The 23,590-nt window shown below is 29.2% G+C and carries 36 protein-coding genes; 22 read left to right on the top strand and 14 right to left on the bottom strand.

Going from position 1 to position 23,590, the window contains the following annotated elements:
* Positions 1-44: 44 nt before the first annotated feature.
* The 8 genes from EW14_RS03890 (at position 45) to EW14_RS03855 (ending at position 8,549) form a co-directional block, all read left to right on the top strand.
* Positions 45-1,364, top strand: coding sequence for a DUF2130 domain-containing protein (locus tag EW14_RS03890; RefSeq protein WP_042850196.1), 1,320 nt, complete (start codon positions 45-47; stop codon positions 1,362-1,364).
* 97 nt (positions 1,365-1,461) lie between these two features.
* On the top strand, positions 1,462-1,743 hold the full coding sequence (locus EW14_RS03885) for a translation initiation factor IF-2 N-terminal domain-containing protein (protein ID WP_042850195.1): 282 nt from the start codon (positions 1,462-1,464) through the stop codon (positions 1,741-1,743).
* An 84-nt stretch (positions 1,744-1,827) separates the two neighbouring features.
* Positions 1,828-2,241 (top strand): competence protein ComC, encoded by a 414-nt coding sequence (locus tag EW14_RS03880; RefSeq protein ID WP_042850194.1) that lies wholly within the window; start codon positions 1,828-1,830, stop codon positions 2,239-2,241.
* Between the two features lie 35 nt (positions 2,242-2,276).
* Positions 2,277-3,263, top strand: a complete 987-nt coding sequence (locus EW14_RS03875; protein ID WP_042850193.1) for a ligase-associated DNA damage response exonuclease — start codon at positions 2,277-2,279, stop codon at positions 3,261-3,263.
* Between the two features lie 2 nt (positions 3,264-3,265).
* Positions 3,266-4,903: an ATP-dependent DNA ligase gene (locus tag EW14_RS03870; RefSeq protein ID WP_042850192.1), complete on the top strand. Its 1,638-nt coding sequence runs from the start codon at positions 3,266-3,268 to the stop codon at positions 4,901-4,903.
* Positions 4,903-7,389 carry a ligase-associated DNA damage response DEXH box helicase gene (locus EW14_RS03865; protein ID WP_042850191.1) on the top strand — a complete coding sequence of 829 codons (2,487 nt, stop codon included), beginning with the start codon at positions 4,903-4,905 and terminating at the stop codon, positions 7,387-7,389. The genes EW14_RS03870 and EW14_RS03865 overlap by 1 nt, the downstream gene beginning before the upstream one ends.
* Positions 7,390-8,055: a ligase-associated DNA damage response endonuclease PdeM gene (gene pdeM, locus EW14_RS03860; protein WP_042850190.1), complete on the top strand. Its 666-nt coding sequence runs from the start codon at positions 7,390-7,392 to the stop codon at positions 8,053-8,055. It abuts the gene before it with no gap.
* 191 nt (positions 8,056-8,246) lie between these two features.
* Positions 8,247-8,549: a hypothetical protein gene (locus EW14_RS03855; protein ID WP_042850189.1), complete on the top strand. Its 303-nt coding sequence runs from the start codon at positions 8,247-8,249 to the stop codon at positions 8,547-8,549.
* Positions 8,550-8,732: 183 nt separating this feature from the next.
* On the opposite strand, the gene EW14_RS10245 is transcribed toward EW14_RS03855, so the two are convergent.
* The 11 genes from EW14_RS10245 to EW14_RS03810 all read right to left on the bottom strand — a co-directional run bounded on the left by EW14_RS10245 (position 8,733) and on the right by EW14_RS03810 (position 16,479).
* Entirely contained in the window at positions 8,733-8,879 is a 147-nt protein-coding gene (locus tag EW14_RS10245) for a hypothetical protein (protein ID WP_002808068.1), read from the bottom strand.
* A gap of 393 nt (positions 8,880-9,272) precedes the next feature.
* Positions 9,273-10,082 (bottom strand): phosphate ABC transporter ATP-binding protein PstB, encoded by an 810-nt coding sequence (gene pstB, locus EW14_RS03850; RefSeq protein WP_042850188.1) that lies wholly within the window; start codon positions 10,080-10,082, stop codon positions 9,273-9,275.
* Positions 10,083-10,976 carry a phosphate ABC transporter permease PstA gene (gene pstA / locus EW14_RS03845; RefSeq protein WP_042850187.1) on the bottom strand — a complete coding sequence of 298 codons (894 nt, stop codon included), beginning with the start codon at positions 10,974-10,976 and terminating at the stop codon, positions 10,083-10,085. It abuts the gene before it with no gap.
* A 6-nt stretch (positions 10,977-10,982) separates the two neighbouring features.
* The gene (pstC, locus tag EW14_RS03840) at positions 10,983-11,930 is read right to left on the bottom strand and encodes a phosphate ABC transporter permease subunit PstC (protein ID WP_042850186.1); all 948 of its coding nucleotides are present in this window, start codon (positions 11,928-11,930) and stop codon (positions 10,983-10,985) included.
* Positions 11,931-12,035: 105 nt separating this feature from the next.
* Positions 12,036-13,007, bottom strand: coding sequence for a phosphate ABC transporter substrate-binding protein PstS (pstS, locus tag EW14_RS03835; RefSeq protein ID WP_011862755.1), 972 nt, complete (start codon positions 13,005-13,007; stop codon positions 12,036-12,038).
* Between the two features lie 154 nt (positions 13,008-13,161).
* Positions 13,162-13,530: a hypothetical protein gene (locus EW14_RS03830; RefSeq protein WP_042850185.1), complete on the bottom strand. Its 369-nt coding sequence runs from the start codon at positions 13,528-13,530 to the stop codon at positions 13,162-13,164.
* Positions 13,531-13,884: a c-type cytochrome gene (locus EW14_RS03825; protein ID WP_042851303.1), complete on the bottom strand. Its 354-nt coding sequence runs from the start codon at positions 13,882-13,884 to the stop codon at positions 13,531-13,533.
* A gap of 54 nt (positions 13,885-13,938) precedes the next feature.
* Positions 13,939-14,994, bottom strand: a complete 1,056-nt coding sequence (locus EW14_RS03820) for a TrkA family potassium uptake protein (RefSeq protein WP_011376270.1) — start codon at positions 14,992-14,994, stop codon at positions 13,939-13,941.
* 183 nt (positions 14,995-15,177) lie between these two features.
* Positions 15,178-15,309 (bottom strand): hypothetical protein, encoded by a 132-nt coding sequence (locus tag EW14_RS10600; protein WP_011818220.1) that lies wholly within the window; start codon positions 15,307-15,309, stop codon positions 15,178-15,180.
* 77 nt (positions 15,310-15,386) lie between these two features.
* Positions 15,387-15,740, bottom strand: coding sequence for a DUF1499 domain-containing protein (locus EW14_RS03815; RefSeq protein WP_025890629.1), 354 nt, complete (start codon positions 15,738-15,740; stop codon positions 15,387-15,389).
* Between the two features lie 355 nt (positions 15,741-16,095).
* Positions 16,096-16,479, bottom strand: coding sequence for a hypothetical protein (locus EW14_RS03810; protein ID WP_042850184.1), 384 nt, complete (start codon positions 16,477-16,479; stop codon positions 16,096-16,098).
* A gap of 283 nt (positions 16,480-16,762) precedes the next feature.
* On the opposite strand from EW14_RS03810, the gene EW14_RS03805 reads away from it, so the two are divergent.
* Positions 16,763-17,074, top strand: coding sequence for a DUF3303 domain-containing protein (locus tag EW14_RS03805; RefSeq protein ID WP_011818215.1), 312 nt, complete (start codon positions 16,763-16,765; stop codon positions 17,072-17,074).
* Between the two features lie 95 nt (positions 17,075-17,169).
* Positions 17,170-17,364, top strand: coding sequence for a hypothetical protein (locus EW14_RS03800; RefSeq protein ID WP_042850183.1), 195 nt, complete (start codon positions 17,170-17,172; stop codon positions 17,362-17,364).
* Between the two features lie 20 nt (positions 17,365-17,384).
* Here EW14_RS03800 and EW14_RS03795 read toward each other — a convergent pair whose 3' ends face one another.
* Both EW14_RS03795 and EW14_RS03790 read right to left on the bottom strand, forming a co-directional pair.
* On the bottom strand, positions 17,385-17,627 hold the full coding sequence (locus EW14_RS03795; protein WP_042850182.1) for a hypothetical protein: 243 nt from the start codon (positions 17,625-17,627) through the stop codon (positions 17,385-17,387).
* Positions 17,628-17,649: 22 nt separating this feature from the next.
* Positions 17,650-17,886, bottom strand: coding sequence for a hypothetical protein (locus tag EW14_RS03790; protein ID WP_032515284.1), 237 nt, complete (start codon positions 17,884-17,886; stop codon positions 17,650-17,652).
* A gap of 956 nt (positions 17,887-18,842) precedes the next feature.
* Between EW14_RS03790 and EW14_RS03785 the strand changes: the two genes are divergently transcribed.
* From EW14_RS03785 to EW14_RS10235, 5 genes are all read left to right on the top strand, one after another.
* A complete protein-coding gene (locus tag EW14_RS03785) occupies positions 18,843-19,094 on the top strand; it encodes a hypothetical protein (protein ID WP_042850181.1) in 252 nt (83 codons plus the stop codon).
* A gap of 15 nt (positions 19,095-19,109) precedes the next feature.
* Positions 19,110-19,265 carry a hypothetical protein gene (locus EW14_RS10240; RefSeq protein ID WP_012007524.1) on the top strand — a complete coding sequence of 52 codons (156 nt, stop codon included), beginning with the start codon at positions 19,110-19,112 and terminating at the stop codon, positions 19,263-19,265.
* Between the two features lie 90 nt (positions 19,266-19,355).
* On the top strand, positions 19,356-19,583 hold the full coding sequence (locus EW14_RS03780) for a hypothetical protein (protein ID WP_042850180.1): 228 nt from the start codon (positions 19,356-19,358) through the stop codon (positions 19,581-19,583).
* Positions 19,583-19,834 (top strand): hypothetical protein, encoded by a 252-nt coding sequence (locus EW14_RS03775; RefSeq protein ID WP_042850177.1) that lies wholly within the window; start codon positions 19,583-19,585, stop codon positions 19,832-19,834. Before EW14_RS03780 ends, EW14_RS03775 begins: the two co-directional genes overlap by 1 nt.
* 295 nt (positions 19,835-20,129) lie before the next feature.
* Positions 20,130-20,267, top strand: a complete 138-nt coding sequence (locus tag EW14_RS10235; protein ID WP_197049612.1) for a hypothetical protein — start codon at positions 20,130-20,132, stop codon at positions 20,265-20,267.
* A gap of 101 nt (positions 20,268-20,368) precedes the next feature.
* On the opposite strand, the gene EW14_RS03770 is transcribed toward EW14_RS10235, so the two are convergent.
* Positions 20,369-21,034, bottom strand: coding sequence for an SDR family oxidoreductase (locus EW14_RS03770; RefSeq protein WP_042850176.1), 666 nt, complete (start codon positions 21,032-21,034; stop codon positions 20,369-20,371).
* 165 nt (positions 21,035-21,199) lie between these two features.
* On the opposite strand from EW14_RS03770, the gene EW14_RS03765 reads away from it, so the two are divergent.
* The 7 genes from EW14_RS03765 to EW14_RS09840 all read left to right on the top strand — a co-directional run bounded on the left by EW14_RS03765 (position 21,200) and on the right by EW14_RS09840 (position 23,590).
* Positions 21,200-21,406, top strand: a complete 207-nt coding sequence (locus EW14_RS03765) for a hypothetical protein (RefSeq protein WP_042850175.1) — start codon at positions 21,200-21,202, stop codon at positions 21,404-21,406.
* Between the two features lie 61 nt (positions 21,407-21,467).
* Positions 21,468-21,659: a hypothetical protein gene (locus EW14_RS03760; protein WP_042850174.1), complete on the top strand. Its 192-nt coding sequence runs from the start codon at positions 21,468-21,470 to the stop codon at positions 21,657-21,659.
* Positions 21,649-21,858 (top strand): hypothetical protein, encoded by a 210-nt coding sequence (locus EW14_RS03755; RefSeq protein ID WP_042850173.1) that lies wholly within the window; start codon positions 21,649-21,651, stop codon positions 21,856-21,858. Before EW14_RS03760 ends, EW14_RS03755 begins: the two co-directional genes overlap by 11 nt.
* Positions 21,859-22,038: 180 nt before the next feature.
* On the top strand, positions 22,039-22,251 hold the full coding sequence (locus EW14_RS03750; protein ID WP_042850172.1) for a TIGR02450 family Trp-rich protein: 213 nt from the start codon (positions 22,039-22,041) through the stop codon (positions 22,249-22,251).
* Between the two features lie 98 nt (positions 22,252-22,349).
* Positions 22,350-22,523: a hypothetical protein gene (locus EW14_RS10230; protein WP_179852297.1), complete on the top strand. Its 174-nt coding sequence runs from the start codon at positions 22,350-22,352 to the stop codon at positions 22,521-22,523.
* Positions 22,524-23,040: 517 nt separating this feature from the next.
* Entirely contained in the window at positions 23,041-23,295 is a 255-nt protein-coding gene (locus EW14_RS03745; protein ID WP_042850171.1) for a chlorophyll a/b-binding protein, read from the top strand.
* A gap of 97 nt (positions 23,296-23,392) precedes the next feature.
* Positions 23,393-23,590: a hypothetical protein gene (locus EW14_RS09840; protein ID WP_071840798.1), complete on the top strand. Its 198-nt coding sequence runs from the start codon at positions 23,393-23,395 to the stop codon at positions 23,588-23,590.

Genomic DNA, 23,590 nt, shown 5'->3' with positions numbered 1-23,590 from the left:
TTTGAATATTAAATCCTTACTAAAATTAATGTTGCAATTAAAAAATGAAAGATATTAAATGTCCTTCATGTGGCAAAACTTTCCGAATTGATCCCAGCAGCTTTGAAGAAATACTGCTTCAGATAAAAGACGAAGAATTTAATAAACAAATAAAAGAAAGACTAATTTTGGCTGAAGAAGATAACAAAAAAGCTTTGGGACTTTTAAAGCGTGAGTTAAAAATAAAGCTAATAGAGCAAAATCGCATTAAAGAGTCTGAGATCCAAACTCTTGAATCTAAATTAAAAATAGCTGAAGAAAAGAAAATAAATTCTCTTAATGATTTAAAAAATCAAGCAACAAACAAAATTAATTCACTGAATAATGAATTAATCAAGTTAAAGGACGAAATTAAAAACCAGTCTTTAATTTCAGAATTGTCCTTAAAAAATAAAGTCAATGAAGCTGTTTCTAATTTAGAGAAAGAAAACTCATCTTTGACAAATTCAATTGAAAAGATGAGGCTTGAACAATCAATAAATGAAAAATTAATTGAAGAGAAATTCAAAAGCAAAATTAGTGAAAGGGATCTCACTATTCAAGAGCTTAGAGAAATGAAATCTAAATTATCTACAAAAATGGTAGGAGAAACCTTAGAAATTCACTGTGAAACTCAATTCAATCTTAATCGCGCTACTGCATTTCAAAACTCATATTTCGAAAAGGATAATGATGCCACTTCTGGAAGCAAGGGTGATTACATTTTTAGGGAATTTGATGAGAATAAAACCGAAGTCGTATCCATAATGTTTGAGATGAAGAACGAAAGTATAAATGGAACTAATAGAAGAAAAAACGAAGATTTTTTAAAAGAATTAGATAAAGACAGAAGGCAAAAATCTTGTGAGTATGCAGTACTCGTTTCTCTTCTGGAACCAGATAGTGAATTATATAATTCTGGTATAGTAGATGTTTCTCATAGATATCCAAAGATGTATATAATAAGACCTCAATTCTTTTTGCCAATTATCTCTCTACTAAGAAATGCATCTATGGAAACTTTAAAATATAAATCACAAATAGATTTAATGAAACGGGAGAATTATGACATAACTAATTTTGAAAGTACTCTTGAGCAATTTAAGAATGCAGTTGGTAAAAATGTTTCACTTGCCCAAGATAGATTTAATGATGCAATTTCAGAAATTGATAAATCAATAAACCATTTACAAAAAACAAAGGAGGCTTTAATTCTTTCAAAAAAACATCTTTTATCCGCTGACAGCAAATCTCAAGATTTAACAGTAAAGAAATTAACTAGAAATAATCCCACCATGAAGAAAAAGTTTAATGATTTAAATAATCTCGAAGATGAAGTAGCCTAATTAAAAGGAGTTTTTGAAATTAATAATAGTTAAAAATATATTTAATTTCTTAATTATAAATATACTATAAATAATAAATTACATAGTAAAGAAAATAATGTCTATCAACACTCCAATTTTTTCTATTGCAAAAGATCTTAATGTCGAAAGCAATAGAATATTATTAGCCTGCAAGAAACTTGGAATCAACGCAAAAGGGGCGACAAAAAGATTGAATGAAAAAGAATTAGAAAAGATCAAAAGTTATTTTGAAAAGGGCAAAAATGTATCAGATGAAGTGATCAATATAAATAAAGTTAAAACCAAAAGCAGTTCTAAAAAAATTGCAGAAAAGGTAAAGATAAAATATTTTGCAAATAGACTTATTCGCAAATCTTAAATAAAAATAATTTTTTCTAATTACTGAAAGGAATAAGCCACAGAAGGAAAAAATAATAATTTATCATAAGTAAAAATACTTACAATGAGTATAAGCAAAATATTAAATTCTCTTGAAAAGTCTTGGGAAAGAGATGATATTCTTTTAAATATAAAGAATGGGTCAAGAACAGATGAGATAGTTAATGAATTTCTTGCGAAAAACGAAAGACAAATTAAAGAATTAAATTCTCTATTAAGACCAGAAGATATTGATTTATTAAATCAAGTAGAACAACTCTCAAATTGTGAATCTAAATTAATAAATGAGATTAAAAATTTAAATTATTTAGAAAATCATGAAAATCATCAAATGATAAATCAGAAAAAAATTGTGCCATCTAATAGAGTTTCTTTTAACAAAATTAGTTCATTCATGATTAATTGGAGCAACAAATTTGTAATTATTACTTTATTAACAATTTCAGCAATAGCTTTATCAAAACAAGCATGGGCATAATTAGCTAAATTAACTTCATTGTAAGAGATGTATTTTTGAGAACTAAACAAGAAGATTTAATTAGACATAAAGATGGAAATCTTTATTGTGAACTTGCCGATATTTGGATTGATCCAAGTAAGCCAGTAAGAAAGGCATTAATTACTCATGCTCATTTTGATCACTTTACATTTGGCTGTGAAGAATACATTTCTACTAAGGAGACTGCGATACTTATTAAAGGAAGAGTTGGAGAAAATATCAAAATTAAGACTTTTGAATATGGGGAAGAATTTAAGATAAATGGCATTAATATTTCTTTTCATCCATCAGGTCACATCCTTGGATCTAGTCAAATAAGGTTTATTTTTGCTGAAGAAAAATGGCTAATTTCAGGTGACTTTAAGCTTCAAAAAGATGAGACTTGCAAACAATATGAAATAGTAAAAACTGATTATTTAATAAGCGAATGTACTTTTGGTTTACCAATATTTAAGTGGGATGAATCAAATAAAATAGCAAATGATATTTCAAAATGGATAACTAATTCGCCAGAAAAAACTTCTTTACTTTTCTGCTATACACTTGGAAAAGCTCAGAGATTGTTAAACGAAATTAGTCAAACAAATTTTAAAGGAAATATTTATTCCCATGGCAGTATCCATAAAATGAACAATATTTATAGGGAACTTGGAATTGATATTAAAGATACTATAAAAATTGAAAATAAAAAAAAGATAGATGAACTTAAAGGCAGTCTAATATTATTACCGCCATCTTTAAGTAAGGGCTCATATCTAAAAAATTTCAAAAATATTCAAACAGCTTTCGCGAGTGGATGGATGTCAATAAGAGCTCTAAGAAAAAGATCAGGATATGATAAAGGATTCGCAATCTCTGATCATGCGGATTGGGACGGAATTCTGGAAGTAGTAAAAAAGTCTGAAGCAAAAAATGTATATTTTCATCATGGAGATAGTGAAGCCTTAAGTAAATATTTAGCTGAAAAGGAATCAATAAATGTCCTTTTATTCGGTAAATAAATATGAGCTTAAAAAAGTTTTCAGAATTATTTGGCGATCTAGATTCAATTAATAGTACAAATAATAAAATTGAACTTTTAAAAAGATATTTTTTATCAAATGAACCAATAGATAATTCATGGGCAATATATTTACTAACTGGAAAAAGTAATAAGAGATTTATTAGTGGAAGATATTTGAAAAATCTTTTTTCTCAAATATATCAATATCCTCAATGGTTAATTGATACCTGTTATTTAAAAGTAGGTGATTCTGCTGAGGTCATAACATTATTACTTAAAAATAAAACTACTTCCAAAAATAAAAAATTATCAAATATAAGTCTCAATGAATTACTAAGCAAAACAATACCTGATTTATCAAAACTTAATGAGGATGAGAAAAATTTACAAATTAAAAATATTTGGGAAAGATTACCTGAAGATTACCATTTAATTTTTAATAAAATTCTTACAGGCACTTTTAGAGTAGGAGTCTCTATCGGATTAATTACAAAATCAATATCAAAACTAATTAATATTGATGAAGAAATTATTTCTCATAGGTTGATGGGTAATTTCAGGCCTTCAATTGATTCATATGAATTTTTAATTAATAAGAATATCAATCTTCAAGAGTTAAATTCCAAACCATTTCCATTTCTTCTAGCGAATACTATTGAAGATAAAATCTTCAAAAATTCAATAAATGATTTTCAATTTGAATGGAAATATGACGGTATAAGGATGCAATTAATTAAAAGATCAGGCAACGTTTCATTATGGACAAGAGGTCAAGAATTAGTCAATGAATCTTTCCCAGAATTAGTAGAGAAAATGTTGCATATAAAAGATGATTTTGTTCTTGATGGGGAATTATTAGTTTGGAATTTTAAAGAACAAATTGCGTATGATTTTTCTTCACTTCAAAAAAGAATAAATAGAAAATCGCCTACTAGATCAATACAAATAAAATATCCAATAATTTTTATTTCTTATGATATTTTAGAGATTAATGGAAGAGATATAAGAGAAATTAAATTAGAGAATAGAAGAATTGAGTTAGAAAAATATTATTCAAAATGGCAAAATAAAACTGAGAATAATATCTCTGATATTTTCAGAATATGCGATTTAATCTATCCTAAAGATTGGTCTAATGCTTTAACTTATAAAGAAAAGTCTCGTGAAAATAATACTGAAGGATTAATAATTAAGAAAAAGACGTCTATATACGCGTCAGGGAGAAAAAAAGGAATTTGGTGGAAATATAAAGTTGATCCAATGCAATTAGATGCTGTTCTAATTTACGCTAAGGGAGGAAGCGGTAGAAGAGCTGGTCTGTATACAGATTATAGTTTTGCATTATGGAAAGACCAAGAATTAATTAAATTTGCAAGTGCATATTCTGGTTTAACAAATATAGAGATTAAAGAACTCGATAAATGGATAAGGAAAAACACAATAGAAAAATTTGGTCCTGTTAGATCATTGAAACCAGAAATGGTATTCGAAATATCTTTTGAGAAAATACAAATTTCAAAACGTCATAAGTCAGGCATAGCAGTAAGATTTCCAAGAATCACAAAATGGAGAAAAGATAAAAAAATCAATGATGCAGATAGCCTAGAGAATGCTTATGAACTGATGAAAAAAATATAATGAAAAATATTAATCAAAATAATAAGCAAAATAATTTAATTTCTAAAATTAAACAGTTTTTCTTCAGAAATGGATGGGAGCCATTACCCTACCAGATCGAATCTTGGGAAGCATTTTTTAATGGGCAGAATGGAATAATACAAGTGCCTACTGGATGCGGCAAAACTTATGCTGCATTAATGGGGCCTCTATCACAGATAGAAGATCCCAAAAATAATAAAAGTGTGCAAATATTATTAATAACGCCTTTAAAAGCACTAACTAGAGATTTAAAAAATTCCATACAATTAGCAGCTTTACATTTTAGTAAAGAAATCACTGTTGAAATTAGGAATGGGGATACCACCTCATATGAAAAGAAAAAACAATTAGCTAAACCACCTAATATTCTTATAACGACTCCAGAGTCTCTATCACTTTTACTTTCTAATAAAAAATCTAATTATCTGTTTAAGGACTTGTCATCAATAATTATTGATGAATGGCATGAATTGATGGGTAGTAAAAGAGGTAACCAGTGCGAATTATCTTTAAGTTGGCTCAGAGGAAATATAAAAAATTTAAAAATTTGGGCAATGTCTGCAACTATAGGAAATATTGAAGAAGCGGCAAGAGCAATAGTTGGTATGAAAGCTATTAGGCCCAAAATAATAAGTACAAATATTCAAAAAGAGATCGAAATTATAAGTGTTTTACCTGATGAGCAAACGACCTTTCCATGGAGTGGGCATCTTGGGATTAGAAGTCATTCTTCACTTTTAAAAATCCTAGATATAAATAAAAGCACTTTATTATTCACCAATACAAGAAATCAATCTGAAAGATGGTATCAGTGTCTTAAATTTTTTCTCCCAGAGATGGATGACAAAATCGCACTTCATCATGGATCCCTAGATAAAGAAGATAGAAAAAGAGTTGAAGAAGGAGTTAAAGAAGGATTAATAAAATGGGTAGTCTGCACCAGCTCATTAGATTTAGGGGTTGACTTCCAACCTGTAGATCAAATAGTTCAAATTGGTAGTGCAAAGAATTTAGCCAGGCTTATCCAAAGAGCGGGTAGAAGTGCTCATAGACCAGGCGGAAAATCAAAAATAATTTTTATGCCTACTAATTCTCTGGAGTTATTAGAGATTAGTGCCATGAGAAGAATAATAAAAAGTGGTATATCTGAGGAAATTAGACTTCCTGAATTATCTTATGATGTGCTTCTACAACATCTAATAAGTTTGGCATGCGGAAATGGCTTTGATCCGAAAATTGAGAAAGAAAGAATTAAAAATTGCTGGAGTTATAGAAACTTAAAAGATCAAGATTGGGATTGGTGTCTTAACTTTTTAGAATATGGAGGAAGATGTCTTAAAGCATACCCAAAATATAAAAAGATAGTTAAAGAAGAATCACAAAATAATAATGAAAACTTTAAATATTTTGTAAAAGACAAAACTTTAATAAGAATGCATAAGTTCAATATTGGGACAATTACAAGTGACAAATTTGTGAATGTTAAATATATCAAAGGTAAATCCTTAGGAAATTTAGAGGAGAACTTTGCTTCAAAATTAAATCCTGGAGATACCTTTTACTTTGCCGGTAAAATGCTTCAATTTGTAAGAATCAGAGATATGATTTTATACGTAAAAAAATCAACAAAAAAGAGTTCACTAATTCCTGCATGGGTTGGAGGTCAAATGGCAATTTCTGATCTACTTTGTGAAAGTTTGAGAAAAGAAATAGATTTATGCAATGAATTAGAAAATTATGATTACTTAAATCCTGAACTAAATTCATTACGCCCAATATTAAAGAAACAAAAGGTTCTTTCAAATATTCCAAAGAAAGATGAATTCCTTATAGAAATATATAAAACTAAGGATTTATCAAATCTTTTTGTTTTTACACTTGATGGCAAATTTGTAAATGAAGGAATTGCGTTTCTATGGGCTTTAAGATTGGCAAAATTAAAACAATCTACATTTAGTATTACTGCTAATGATTTTGGATTCAGCTTAACTACCGCAGAAGATTATGATTTTTCCATAATAAAAAAAGAAGCTGATTACTTTTTGGATAACAAAAAATTAGAAGAAGATCTGGAAAATGCAATTAATTTTTCAGAATTGACAAAACGTAGATTCAAAAATATTGCCCAAATAAGTGGACTTGTAAATCAAAATAATCCAACCAAAACAAAAACTTCCTCTCAACTTCAAATAAGTTCAAGTCTTTTCTACGATGTCTTTACTAAATATGAAGAAGACCATCTTTTGATAAGACAATCGCATCAAGAAGTTAAAAAATATCAATTAGAAAATGAAAGAATATCTAGATCATTAGAAAGATTAAAAAATTTTAAAATGCTATTAAACGAGATAAAAACTCCAACTCCTTTTTCTTTCCCTTTATTAGTTGAAAGACTCAAAAATACTTTAAGCAATGAACCAATAGAAAAAAGAGTAGAAAAACTTATAAAAAAATATAGTGATTAAATGAAAAAAAGTTCTCTTAAATTTTATTGGGAAGATACATTGTTAGAAATGCTTCCTTCAAGAGCGTTATTTCTACCGGAAACAAAAGAGTTGTTAATATGCGATATTCATCTTGGGAAAGCTGAGTATTTTCAGCAAAATGGTATACCTCTTACTAATAATTCAGATAAAAAAAATTTCGCAAGAATAAAAAAAATAGTAAAAAGATATAGTCCTGAAAAGTTAATAATATTGGGAGATTTATTCCACAGCAAATATTCAATAGATAAAATTCTTCAAAAAAAAGTTGAGGCCCTTCCTGAACTACTAAAAACTAATGTTGAACTCGTTCTCGGAAATCATGATGCAGGTTGTGATATTAAAAATATAAAAATTTTTAATGTTAGAAAAACTAAAAATATTACTTTTAGCCATGAACCAGTTAATTTAGAAAACAATAAAACCTTGAATATTTGTGGACATTATCATCCAAAAATCTATTTAAAAAACAATGGAGATAAATTATCTTTTAGGTGTTTTGCAATGGATAAAAATAAAAATACTTTATTTTTACCTGCATTTGGAGACTTAACAGGAGGATATCCCTGCAAAAAGTCATTTAAAAAATGGGCAATTGTTTCTGAAGAAGAAATTATCGAAATAAAATCTTATGAAAAATCCTATTGAAGTTGCTTTAATTTTTCATTTAGATATACCAATTTATACTTAAAAGTCTCGTTTAGTTTTTTTATCTTTTAATTTATGATTATTAATCTATTTTTACAAGTAAATATAGATAACAAAAAATTTATACAGCTAATGCCCCTTCCTTTAGGAAACAATTCACGTTATAAAAAAAATAAACACATTTTATAGAAATGAAAAAATTAATACTCTTTATTTTATTTCCATTTCTTATTATTCCATTTGGGACAAAAGCAAATGAGAATTTTTCTGTCGAGATAGAAGCTCTTACACTTGTAATGGAGCAATACAAAGAAGAGACTGAATCAAGTGTTGAATTAGATATAGAAGACATAAAGCCAAGTTATATGGCTCTTAAACAAGACGAATGCAATGCAACTGTTGAAGTTACAGAAAAAACAGGATTAGAGGTTGTAAATACTGAATCTTTCGATGTAAATGTCTGCTTGAAAGAAATCTATAAAGTAATCAACTAAATAAGCAGATTATAAACATATAATAAAAACAAACAAATTAAAGAGGTCTTTTACTTAAAGAAGGTAAGACCTCGAGACCTAACAGAAAACTTTGGAACGGGTTCTGCATAACCAATTAATAACTACAATGGATTTGTAGAGGTGTAATTAAAAGTACAAAACCTAAAATTATTTTTTAAATAATTATTTTTTCTTTGATAATGTTTGTGATTCTTCCCTAGACATTAAAGCTTCGATTTGAGCAAGAACTTTTTGAAGTTCATCCGTTTTTGTAAGAGATGCTTCTGCTACTTCTCTTAATTTTTCTAACTGTTCTTTAGTTTTATCCATGATAAATAAATTAGAAATTAACCACCTTTAAAAATGGTTTTAATACAGATTTTTCACTCCCACACAGATTCATATTCTCTCTTTTTTTTATAAAGTCAAATAAATTTTCCTTTATTAAAGATTTATGAGGACTTCCAATTAATTCTTTATTTATTATTGAAACCATAAGATTACCTGAAATAGAAATACTTTTAAATTATGAAGTAAATACTGGCAAGCCAATGGTTGCAGTGGTTATTAGAGCCCCTGCAAAAATCAAAAAAGGTAGAAAAGGATAGTTTTTCAAAGGTAAACTTACTAATTCGAAATAACTATATAGGTATTTATACTGTTTGTCTACCCCTTAACTGTCTTAAAGGTAAAAATTTTTCTTTTAAAGGTTAAAATTTAACATCAACCAAATTTACCTGATATATATTCCTGAGTAGTTTTTTCTTTTGGAGAGTTAAAAATTTTCTTTGTCGAATTAAATTCTGCAAGGTAACCAACCTTTCCACCATCACCATCTTCATATTCAATTGCATTAAAAAATGCAGTCATATCACTAACTCTTAATGCCTGTTGCATATTATGAGTAACGATTATTATTGTGTAATTCTTCTTAAGTTCGTGCATCGTCTCCTCTATTTTCAACGTAGAGATAGGATCCAAAGCTGAGCATGGCTCATCCATGAGAATTATTTCAGGTTCAATTGCGATGGTTCTTGCTATACATAGTCTTTGTTGTTGTCCTCCAGATAAAGAGTAACCACTATCATTTAATTTATCCTTACATTCATCCCATAAAGCAGCCTTTCTAAGTGAACTTTCCACTAATTCATCCATATCTCCCGAAAAGCCATTAATTCTTGCTCCAAATGCAATATTTTCGTAAATGGATTTAGGGAAAGGATTAGGTTGTTGAAAAACCATCCCAATTCTTCTTCTCACTTCAACTGGATCTACTCTTTTGTCGTAAATATTAGTTCCATCAAAGAGGACAGTCCCTTTTAACGAACAATTAGAAATTAGATCGTTCATCCTATTTAAAGATCTAAGAACCGTTGATTTTCCGCAACCAGAAGGGCCAATAAGAGAAGTTATATTTCCTTTTTTAAAATTACAAAAAACATTCCTCACTGCTTCGAAAGTTCCATAACTAATAGAAACATTCTCTAGAGATAAAATGATATTCTTCGGTATTTTTTTATTAGTTTTAATCATTTATACTCTCTTGGTTTTCTCAGTAAAAGCTGCCAATATCCTTGAAAATATATTTACTGATAGTATCGACAAAACAAGAATAAAGGAAGCTGCCCAAGCTAGTTTATTTTGAGCATCATAAGGTTCAAGAGCAAAGTTGTATATCAATACAGCCAAAGAACCCATCTCGTAAAATAAATCTCCAAAACCAGTTATGTAGTAGTAAGAGAATAAAGCAGTAAATATCAAAGGTGCTGTTTCACCTGCAGCTCTTGCGATTCCAAGTACAACGCCAGTAGCAATAGACCTAAAGGCAGAGGGTAAAGTAACTTTTAATATAGTTGTATACATACTTGCTCCAACACCAAGAGAAGCATATCTCAATTCATTAGGAACCAACTTTAAACCTTCGTCAGTGGTCTTAATCACAGTAGGCAACATCAATATTGAAAGTGCCATGCCTCCGGCCAAGCCACTGTACATACTTCCAAACAAGATTTTTGTTGAAACAATTAAGGCATAAATAAATACACCGGCAATTATTGAGGGGACTCCCGCTAAAACATTTACCCCGAATCTAATAAACCTTGAAAAAGCACCACCTTTAGAATATTCTGCAAGATATATTCCACCGCCAACACCTACTGGTATGGCAATAATTGAAGCAATGGTAGTAATTATTAATGTCCCGATCAATGCAGGATTAATACCACCTGCATCTAAATCATCTCCAGGAGGATTTGGTTCTAAAGTAAATAGTTCGGCTGTAATTTGAGATCCACCTTTGATAAGAATGTAAGTGACTAGAAAAATCAAAGGCAGTATTGCTATCAGAGCAGAAATTACTGATAAAGAAGTAAAGAATTTATCTCCTATATTTCTTGATAATCTTTTCTGGTAATAAAGTGAATTCATAATTATCTAATATTTGAGACTAAATTTCTTAACTAGGCATTGAGCAAAGATATTGACCACTAAAGATAGGATCATCAATACAAAAGCTGCATAAAAGAGTGATGAAACCTGACTTCCATCAGCTTCACCAAACTGGTTTGCAAGCATGGAGGAGATAGTATATCCAGGAGATAATAGCGACCAACTAAATGCATTTGAATTACCAATAATCATGGTGACAGCCATTGTTTCTCCCATTGCCCTGCCTAAAGCCAATAGAACACCTGCCATAATTCCTGATAACGCTGCTGGCAAGATTACTGAAAATATTGTTTTCCATCTACTTGCTCCAATTCCATATGCTGCATTTCTTAGCTTTTTAGGAACCTGATTAAGTGAATCCCTTGCAATGGAGGTCACTATTGGCAAAAGCATTACTACTAAAATCAATATTGCTAACAAAGAATTCCTGCCTGTAGGTTCTGAACTGAATAAAGGTATCCAACCAAAGAAATTGTGTAAAAAGACAAAAAAGGCTCTAAAAAAAGGTTCCATTACAAATATTGCCCAAAGTCCCAATACAACTGATGGAATAGCCGCTAATAATTCAACAAAGGAGCCTATTATTTCTCTAACAACTTTAGGCACAAAGTCCTCGGTAATAAATATTGCAGTTCCAACGCCCAAAGGGATAGTTATTAATAACGAAAGAAATGAAGTTACTAATGTGCCATATATTGCAGTAAAAGCTCCGTATTCATCTTTTACAGGATTCCATTCAGAGGTTACTAAAAACTTCAACCCATACCTTGAAAAGGATTCAAATGACTGAAAAAAGACTACTAAAATAATTCCTAAAAGTATTATTGCTACGAAACTAGACAAGACTAGGGCAGTATTCTTGAAGATAATATCTATATTTTTTTCGATACCGAATCTTTTACGATTCTTGAAAAGAGTTAATTTCTCTTCCATTAAAAAAAGAATATCTCTATAAATCTACTACTAAATGCTGTAAAAGACTTTAAGAGGACTTAAAGGTATATGAAAGTCATGATAATTTGACATCTATTAAAAAATTTAACTACCTATTTTTTCAACGGCAGCTCTTGATTTTAAAAGGATATTCCCTTTTAAGGGAATAAATCCAAGGGATGAAGCCTTATCTTGATACTCATCACTTAATAATGTATTAAAGGCTTGTTTTATTGCCTTAGTGTTTCTACCATTACCTTTTTCGTAAGCAAGTATCCATGTCAATGAAGCGATAGGGTACGCGCCTTTTGCTGTTGGATTAGGATTTTTACCCGCAAGATTTTCATCTAAAGTAATACCATTAAGAGCCTTAGCTCCTGCCTCTGCAGATGGTTTTAGAAACTCACCTGAAAGATTTTGAATCGCAGCAGCCTTAACATTACCTTTAATATATGACTGATTTACATAACCAATTGCGCCTGGAGTGTTTTGAATTACACCTGCAACACCGGCATTACCTTTTGCTCCAACGCCTGCTGGCCACTTAACTGATTTACCAGTTCCTAAAGTCCATGTTGGTGAAAATGCTTCCATAGAATTTGTGAAAGCCTTAGTAGTTCCTGAACCATCAGAACGATGTGTCCAAGTTAACTTTCCTGATTTACAACCTAATTCTTTCCAGTTTTTAACCATACCCATTGCAACTCGTACTGCTTGCTCTTGTGTAAGTTTCAAATCGCAATCATAGTTATAACCAAAAGCAATAGTTCCACCAACCATAGGTATTTGAACTAGTCCTCTAGTTACTTTCTCTATATCAGAATCTTTCATAGGATCATCTGATGCACCAAAGTTTACAGTTTGGTCTATAAAAGCTTTTCTTCCAGAGCCCGAACCAACTGCTTGGTAATTAACCCTTGGTCCACCAGATTTGGCTAAGTCAAAAAACCACCTAGTATAAATTTTCGAGGGAAATGTAGCACCTGCTCCGCTCAATCTTTTTGAAGCAATCGCTTCTTGAGAGAGAACTAATGAGATAGCAGAAGATAAAATAAGGACTTTTTTGAAAATGCCCACTTTTAATGAGTAATAATAATGTTAAATATAAATTACAGCCAAAAGTTAATTTAAAAATTTCAAGATATATTAATCAAATTATTTTGATATAAATAATAATTATGTATATCTCTGCATTAAGAGATCAGCTAGAAATTAAATATCAACTCTTTATTTAGAATTTAATTTTTGTTGTTACTCTGTTTTTATTTTGAGATTTGAATTCAAAAAGTCCTTTATCAGTAAATATTGTCAATTCATCTCCAGATGTTTCTTCAATTGCAATTCCCTCAGACTCTAAATTTTTAACATATACATTACCAATAAGTTTTAGAGATTTATCATCCTTGTCAAAAGAAAGCTTGTCAGAATAAGCCTCAAAATTACCACTATTGCTTTTAATAACTACATTTCCAATAGCTTCTAAATCACCTTCTAATGTATTTACTTGAGAATCAGATGTAATTGTGTAATTAATTAATTCCTCAGCAAAAGAATATTCAGCTAATAAAAATAAAAACGATGCAAAAAATAAGCTTTTCATTTACTCCCAACCCTTTTCTGCATTTTGAATAATCCATTGTGCAAGAACCTTATCCTCTCCATCCTTCAATTTATTTTTATAACCTTTCATAAAACCAATCCCATCATTAGCAATTATTGTTATTGAATTTACATTTGCTATTCCTCTTTTTTCAAGGTCGGAAAGTTTTAATGATTTAGATCCTTTGAGAACGACTGATCCACCTCTTACATGGCAGCCTGCACAAACATTTCTAAAAATTTTTTCTCCATCTCTAATATCCGAAGCCATAAGATATCTATTATGCAAAGAGGTTTGAAAAATAATTATTAAAGTTATTACAGGAATTACAAACAGAAATTTAAATATTTTCATTTGATTTATTCCAACCACAATCAATTTAGCAATTAATTCTGAATCTTGATCTATCTACTTTAATAGCTCTACTGCTACGACAAGATTTCCTAATAATCCGTTCAAAATATTTAGCTGTTCTTTACTACCAAAGGCTATTAATACCTGACCTGGTTGAAGTATGAAATTACCTCCAGGATTAGTGAACAACTTTTCATTTTCTTTAATGGCTAATATTTTTGCACCACTCTTTTTGCCTATTCCAAGTTCAGAAAGTGATCTTTTCTCCGCAGTTTCAAAAAGGCTAATATCATTACTTAATTCAAATTCTTCAATTTCACATTCACTTCCTGCTAAAAGATCTAGAAAATCAATGGCTATTGGTCTTAAAGCCATAGATGCCATCGCTCTTCCTGCAGCTATATAAGGGCTTACAACTATACTTGCCCCGGCTAATCTCAACTTACTTGCGGCTTCTTCAGTTCCCGCTCTTGCTATTACTCTTATAGAACTTCTTATCCCCTTAGCACTTAAAACCACATATAAATTTGCAGCGTCATTAGGCAAAGTAACAACCAAACTCTTACATTTTTCTAACCCTGCCAGTTTTAAAGTCTCATCAAGAGTCGCATCAGCACAAAGCACTTCTAAACCATTTTCTTCAGCAATCTTTTTTCTATCTTCATCACTCTCAACAACAATAATTGGAATATTTTGCGTTTTTATTTGGTTAGATATTTCCTGACCAACCCTCCCATATCCGCACAAAATTACATGATTTTCCATTTTTCTAAGAAGTCTTTTAAAACGTAATTCGTTTACTCTTTGAAAATAGCCGGATTCGAATAATCTAACAGCTTTTTGAAAGGTAAATTGAATAAAGATCAATCCGCCAACGATTACTAAAACAGTTACGATCCTGCCTTCAGGACTTAAAGGTTGAACTTCTCCAAAACCAATAGTGGTTATTGTGATCAGAACCATCCATAAGCAATCACTCCATTCCCATCCTTCTGTTATTCGATAGCCAATTGCACCTAAAAAAAACAGAAAGAATAAAGAATAAATAAGACCAAACCAAGGCCTTAAATAGTCTTTAATAAAATAGAACTCAAATAATCTAAGCTTCATATCCCTTATTATCGTTAACTATTCAAAAATTTCAAAAAAATTTTCTATTATGTTCCTAAAACTATTTATTTGATTAAGTGAAATACATATTAAGCAGGATAATAATATTTATTTTCGTAGCTGTATGCATTAAACAAATGATTACTGTCTCAGGTCTTATTTAATGCTTGATTAAAAATTAATTTATGGTTTTACTTGTACTGATTCAATAAGAAAATCAGAAGCTGCTTTTAACCAATCAGCCACTGTAAGACGGAGGTCAGGTTGAGAATATACAAGCGCGACAATAATTCCAACTAAAATTATCTTCACCATGGCAATTCAAATATTCTTATGAATTAAAGCACAACTATTTGGTAAAAAGAACCTTAAATTTATAAAAAATAGATTAATTAAAATTTCTCTAATTGATTAAACAAGTATTCCACTCTTCTTAGATTCACACCTAAATCTGATTGCCCTAATCTTGCTGCAGATCTTATCTGAATAATTCCTTTAGATCTATCTACATAACTTCTCACATCAAGCTTTAAAATTTCGAGGTCATCTGGAAATCTAAAAATTAAGCTTCTACAAACACCCCTCCAATAATTTCTACCACTTTCAATAACTTCTGTACGAGGTAAACCTTCTGCCAGAGAAACAAGTTGAATAAACTTTTGATCAACATTTATTAGTTTCTTTTCTACTAAGACACTATTTAATGGATTAGTTATTGGAGCAAGACCTTGAATGGAGGAAACCATATTTTTAAGAAAGATATTGATGTTCTAACCGATTTCATACACAAAGTGAGAGAAAAAAAGTAAATAAATGCCCCATACATTTAATCTCTTTATAAAGATTCTTTATTTTTTGATCAAAATTCTAAAATTTGAGATTTTTTATTGTTTTTTTTGATAGAGATGGTTGCCTGGATTGTTTTCTATTTAGTTTCCTAACCCAAAAAAAAACTCCAACAAACAAAAAAATTTCAACAATAATTCCAACCTTTATTAAACTCATTTTTTATCCTCTTTTTTCTTGTTGGTGCCTTCAATGTATGGTACAAGAATATTTAATAACCACTTTTTAAATGCATTTAACGGTTTCATAATCTATTTACTTGCCTTTTCTCCACAAACTCCTTCCTTTAATGAGATCCTCTATATTTGGCCAAGCTGCTATTAATTCTTTCAGTGCTTTTCTATTAGGAGTATAGAAAACACATGACAATGCACTTATTACATAAAGTATGAACCATAACTTACTTTCTGAATAAGCTAAAAACAAAGAGAAAAGAAAACTTCCAATAAAGAAAAAAAAGAATGTCCTATTTAGTATTTCTAATGGAGTTCTTTTAAGTCTGTAAAATCTAGTCTTTTTTTTGTTTGGTTGAGTATCTTTCAGAAATTTACTTTCGTACGAATTAATTATTTCTTCTTCTAGAACTTTTTCATACTCTAAATTATCAATTGGATCACTTTGATCCTTTTTATTTATCATTGGTATCTATACAGTACAAATATGGTAACTAATTTAAGGAGTTTTAAAAAGTATCAAATTTTATCTGATAACTGGAGCTATACGAACAGATCATGGTTTTGAAAATACTTCAAGATTGTCTTATTTATAAAAGATAAATTAGTCAAAATATTCTTTTTAATTTTCCCAAATCTTTCGGTCATTTAAAACAATCACTTCTATAAACTTCATAGCATTAATTAAATTGAGAGGCAATATCTAAATCTAGAGTTAAAATAGTTTAGAGATTTTAATAATAATCTATATGCAAAGGTATTTGATTTCCTACGAATTTACAGATGGCGAGGATCAAGAAGAAGGGGCAGAAATGCTAATTAATTGGTACGAATCAGGTGGTCCCCAAAACAGACCTGAAAACTATGAGGTTCATTCTTGGATTTTTATGGTTCAAAATGGGATTGGACATTCTGTAGTGAGTGCAGATTCTCTTGAGACAATATGGAAGCAATGGCATCCCTGGAGAAGGTTAATGGATATAAGTATTCAGCCGTGTATGGATCTTGATGAGACAGTCGGATTATTCAAAAAACAAAAAATGAATACACGGATAGTCTAAAAGTATCTCTAACTTCTAAATATAAATCTCTTTTTAGTAGCACCTAATACTACATACATATTTCACTGCGTTAAAAAGGAAAAGATTAATTTTCCATGATGAATGATTCTTATCACATTTACTTCAAAGGAGAAATTCTTTTCAAGAATTTAAGTAAAGATGAATTTGAATTTGTTTGGGGAAAACTTTATACATCTTATATAAATGCCCTAAATAAAGAGCTAACCTACGAATCAATTAGCGAAAACAATATTATGGAGCCGGCCTTAAACCTTGAGCCATCTTACTAAATCAAGAATAAAATCCTAGATTATGAATAAAACAAGAAAAGCTGTCTCTCTTTTATTTTGAGGTACTCTTTTTCTTCTTTAGTTATATCCAAAGCAATTTTATTTGCCTCAATTTCGACATTCGAACTGTAAGTTTCAAAGTTCTCATTTTTTTTAAATAGAGCAACAATACCAATATCTGTTATGAACCAAATAAAATAATTAGTCTCACCAATTGGCTCCTCTTTCAAAGAGTCAATAATCAAATCACTTGTCGAATCCATTTAATTTTTCTGCGAGAGACTTTTAATTGCCTCCATTGCAGTACCTTACCGCCTCTGAATTAGTACCGCCATCTTCAATAATTTCAGCAACACATTTATTGAAAAGCTTAGATTCTTTTTTTACTGAACAGAATCCAAAAGCGATTGCAGCTAAAGCAATTGCAGATACGAAACTAGAACCAAGTTGTATAAAACCATAAGCAAACATTATGTTTTTCTTTCCAGAACACTTTTTTGAATCCTTTTTTTCTTCTGACATTTTAAATTTTTAACTTAACCAAATTTATTTGATTAATTTTAGTTTTGAGAAATATTTTCATAGAGAAAACCGAATTAAATATTTTTTACCTCCTAAGACAAAAATTAAAAATTTCAAGTTTAGATTGATTTTTCTTCACTTTAATTTTCAAATTGATACATCATGAAAAATTTTTTTTAAAATTCTTTATCAACATGTGGTCTTGGAATAGATTTTTTATCTTTTTTTAAAAAGTAGTGATCCCACAGTTATAACAAGAGATTATGATACTTTTTAATCTACAATTAATTTTTTTTTGATGAAGTATTAATACTTAAAATTTTCCCAAAAAAGCTTGTTTTGATAATGCTCCCGAAGAGTTATCCACTTTTTAAGCGTTTTTCAACAGGGTTTTCCACAATATGTTGATTAAATTTGAATTTCTATGTGCAAAATAAAATATTATCTTATTTTAAGAAAAAACTATCCACATTTTTTTTTTGGGATCACTATGATCTCAACTGTCTTTTAACTAATTTTCAGAATAAATCTTATGGATCTAAATGTGACAAAAAAGGATTTGAATCCCGAAATCAAAAAAGTGTTGGAAAAATCTAAGCTCAAAGTTCTTACTAATGAAAATGATTTTTTAGTAAAGAACCTCAAAAAGGCTGGATGATATTCAATAGAGCTTAAAATATTTTTTTTCAAAAATAAATTTTCAGAAATTCTTTTCTAGGACAAAAATTGATTTCTCTAATGATCAAACAAAATATTTTTAATTTTCAAATATAAAATTTCTATTAAATATATAAGTTAATACTCCAGATACTAAACATATAAAGCAAATCCTAGTTATATTAATCAAATCTCAATAAGAGATCAGAACAGAAATATAAACGGAAAATTCCTAGTTTTTTTTTTAATTATATAAACAATAATTTTCCCTGTATTCGAACCCTTGTTTCTATCAAAAGATGAATACCCAAGAACTAAGAGTCAATTATAAAAAGCTTTTAAATAAAGCTGTTAAAGCAAACGGTCGTAAAGAAACTGTTTCTTATTTAAACCGTGCTGCTAAAATCAAGTCAAAACTTTACTCAACATCTAAAGTAAATTGCTTTAGATGTAATGGAGCAGGTTTTCTAAGAATTTCATTAGATGAAACTAAAACCTGTTTATCTTGTTATGGCAAGGGATTCTTAATAAAAGAAAATCAGCAGCTTTAAAAAATTTGATTGTTCATGAAAGATCTCATTCAAGCTCACAAAAAATTAATTAAAACAGTAAAAGAACAAATGGGATTTTCTGATTATGGGATGTACTGGTTGGCTTTCCTGGAAGGAGGTTTAACTATATGGTTGCTGGATAGAATATTTTTCCACTGGTTAAAGTTTTAATTTTTTATTATGTCAAAAAAATTCTGCGGGTATTAAATAAATAAATTTATCGAAACCATTAAAAAAGTTGTAGCATGGTAAAAAACCAATATGCAATTACTGGGATTAATTCTTCTTATAGCTAGTAGCTGGTACTTATGGAAATTAACATCAAACTTTCTTGATGAACCCACAAAAAAGGAGCTGACTAATAGTTTTAATAATTTCAAAAATAAATTCTCTGAAGGGAAACAAAATTTCTCTAAAGCAAAATTAAGCGAAGCTTGGGAAAAATACAAAGAAGAAGGTGGTGCCTTATCCAATAAAGACAAAAGCTAGTGGATTTTTTTATTACGAGTCTTACTAAAGATATTTCTAGGATTGATCTGATTGGTATTTTGATTGGTCATTTAATTTTTGGTGTTGCATTGACTCAGCTTTTAGATTGGACGTGGTTAAAAAACCTTATGAGTGAAGAAGATAAAAAAAGAATGCTTAAAAGCTATACATGGAAAGACTTATTAGTTGATGGAGCAATTGTTATGGTAGTTCTAGGAATAATCTTTTTAATAATTAGCATTTTTCTGTAAATGAACGTAACTTATATACTTTTAGTTTTTTTAATGATATCAATTGTGATTTTCACTCAAATAATCAATTCCTCCGATAAATCAAACTAAATGACAGAAATAACTAGCAACTCCTCAACTGGGTGGTACTTAATCGCTTTGGTAAGCACTTTATCTTTTTTAGCCTTAATTTACTTTGGCCAAAAAAGATAGAGTAAATTTTGAAAGACTATTTAAATTCATAAAAAAAAGCTCTGCAACTACTTGAGATGCAGAGCTTTTGATTATTAAGTGATTGATTTATATAAATCTATTAATGATGAAACCTTTTTTCTTAATTAAAGAAAAAGAGACCGATGAATGTGATGAAGATACTGAATTCACGGTCCCTTTGATAACCGCATTTTTCGGTAGATACGACAATGAATCACCTCCTTTACTAATGTTTTTTTAAAGATAACTAAAAGAATTAAACAAGGAAAGAAATACGTTAAAAATTTAAAAGTTTTTTAACAAATCTAAGATAAAAATCTCATCAATACAAAGATAAAGATATTACCAGGGCAAAATTTCTCCGTTGGCATGCCAAAACATCCCCGAGTTATTTTTATTTAAAGAATCAATACGTTTTAAAAGGCCATTTGCTGATTCTTCAGGACTAATTCCATTTCTTGTAAATCCAGTCATTCTTGTACTTACTAACCCAGGATGCAAAATAGCTACATAAATATCTTCTCTTGATAAATCTATGGAAAGTGATTTTGCTGCCATAGACAAGGCTACCTTAGACATCCTGTAACCATAAGAACTTCCTGATGTATTATCTTCAATAGACCCCATTCTACTTGTGATAAAAGCAACTTTAGAAGATCTTTTTAAAAGATGTCTAAGTGCTTGAGTCATACATATTGGGCTCAATGCATTGACTTCAAATTGACGCAAAATACTTTTCTTATCTAAGTTTTCGAAGGAATTAAATTCATAAATTCCTGCATTATGAATTAAGCAATCTAAATTAACTCCAGATAATTTTTTACACAAATTTGTTATGGACTCATCAGAAGAAATTTCTACATTCTCTTCAACTCTCACTCCTAAATCTCTAAGTTCTTTTGAAGCTTTCCTGCACGATGCAATTACATTATCTCCCCTTTTATGAATTTGCCTACATAATTCTAATCCAATACCCCTATTTGATCCTGTAATTAAATAAGTCGGCATCTTTAAAATAAAAAGTTAATCTAAATCCAAATATAAAAAAAACAAACTAGAAAAAGAAAAAATTTATAAAATTCCTTATAAGATTTATTAAGGTTATAATAATTTGTGATATATAAAAAAATTCATAAAGACAGCATAGATAATTTTATCATCTAAATTTAATGTATGGAAATTTTCAATCAAGAATTTATACAAGAGATTATTAGATTAACCTGGAGAAATCCTGCTTTCATGGCTATAGCTATTGCATTAGTCTGGCTTATCCCACAATTATTTATCAGAAAAATAATGGCAAAAAAATATGAACAACGAAAAATAGAAATTCAGAAAAATAAAATTCAGAAGCTTTACCCAAGCAATACTCCTAAATAAGATTTTTATTTATAAGGTGATCTAATGAATCAAAAGAATAATTTTCGCATCTAAGTAAAATATGACTTACAAAATAATTAGAATTGATGGGAAAGATGACGAATTAACCTCTCAAAGTTTTGATAACTATTCAGAGGCGTACGATTTGTTAGAGGAACTTTATGGAGATTTATGTTGTTCAGATGCTGATTATGGAGACATAACCTATTACGATATTGTGGAAAATAATTTAAAAAATATTAATGGAGAATAAAAAATGGGCTCCCTCCCAAGAAGAAAATTTAGGGGTAATAACAAGCGTATATGAATTCATTAAAGAAGAACTTTCAGAACTTCAAAAAGAAACTGGATGTCCCGATTCATTTATTTATGATTTTAGTGGCAAAATTCAGAATGAATGGCATCCTGAATCTTGCCACTCCATAGTTAGAAATAAAAAAAGGAAAAATTAGAAAATATTAAATCTTCAACTCAAATTTATAAAACTTCTTTAATATGATTTGAATTTAAAAATATTAAAGCATGATTATTAGAATACTAGGTATCGTACTTATCCTTGGTACGATTGCTTATTATGGTTTAGTTTTGACTGGGCAAAGCAACCTTTAGTTTTTTCAACTTTTAAATTTCTCATGAAATGGCCTCCTACTCTGTGTTGGACAGCACCAAAAACTATTAATGGCAATAGGCATTTTCAAATTAAAGCTTATGGTGGTAAAAATGAAGATAGATGGGTTGATATTTTTCCTACCAAAAATAAAAAAGATATTAAAAGGATCCTATGGACAAAACTAAAATCCGAATGGACTTCTGGATGGTTAAGGCTCGAAAAAGATAAAGATTAATTTATCTATGTAAACAAATATTATTAACCAGAAAACTGTAAAAAATAATACCTAATACAAAAAAAATAACTTCTAAAATTTTTAAAATGCTTTTTAATATGAAGCCAGAACCGAAGAAAAAACTCCCTAATAAAAAAGTTATAAGTTCAGCAAAATTTGAGGCTAAAGAACAATTCACAAAATCTGCATTAGAAAATTTAAAAACAGAAAATGAAAGGCTTGTTAATTCACTAAAAAAATCTGGGGAAATTAAAGAATCAAAAAGAAAATAGACTTACAGTATTAACAAATTTTTATTATTATTATATTTTATATATTGAGAAATGATTGAAAAAATCTCTTTAGCAAATTCTCATTTACCTCAACTTATTGGGTTCGTACTTATGTCAATTGGATATACATTGGGGAATAAATTTTACCTTCCTGAAATCAAACAAAAGTAATAATTTCTAGTTACAAAATTTATTTTAGATAATTTATACTAAATTTATATTCTTAGTAAAAATTTCATAAATTATCTGTTTAGGCGACAAATTTTGAACTTTCTGTAATTCAATTAAGAAAAGTCATAGGATACACCTCACACATAAATGTAACACTTTAGTCTTCAAAAGTGTTAAATCCAAAGAAAAAGTAAGAATTCATACTAATTTTTTTAAATATGTTACATTTATTAATAATTCAAGTTAAGGTTTCCTCTGTCAACAAAACAGAAATAAGGAAATGTTTGATACATACAAATGTCATTTACTCTTTGGCTTACTAATTGAACACAAATGAGATATAAAAATGGATGCTCTTACTAGTTTTATAGTTGTTATCATCGCAATCACTATTCAATTCTCTTTATACGCCATCAAAAGGTTGCAGGAACCATTGGAACCAAATTATTTGATTGATAAAAATTCGAAAAAAATAAAAAACTACATGGGTAAATTTTGGAAAAATGCTGAAATAACAAATGGGAGATTTGCTATGATTGGTTTTTTATCTTTGATAATAAACTACGGTTTTTTTGGCTGGATAATACCTGGTTTTATTTAAAATATAAATACATTAAAGTCTTAAAGAAAATAGATCTCTCGTTCAAAACAAACTCTCCTTTTTAAAAAAAAATTTTTATTATAAGAAAAAAAAGCAATTGAGTAATTCTGACTTTGATAAAAATGGATTAGACAGCTATGGAATACATTGGCTTCAATATGCTGCTTTTGCTATATCTTGCTTTGCTATATTTACAACCTGGGCATTTTTTTATGATGAAAGATTCCACAACTTTGTAATGAATATTTTTAGGTTTATTAACTGCAGCGGGTTCAACTGTAATGGAGCATTTTAA

The organism is Prochlorococcus sp. MIT 0604 (genome assembly GCF_000757845.1).
In the GTDB taxonomy this organism is placed as follows: Bacteria; Cyanobacteriota; Cyanobacteriia; order PCC-6307; family Cyanobiaceae; genus Prochlorococcus_A.
Note: the sequence above shows the minus strand (reverse complement) of the source record. Positions and strands in the feature narration are given on the sequence as shown.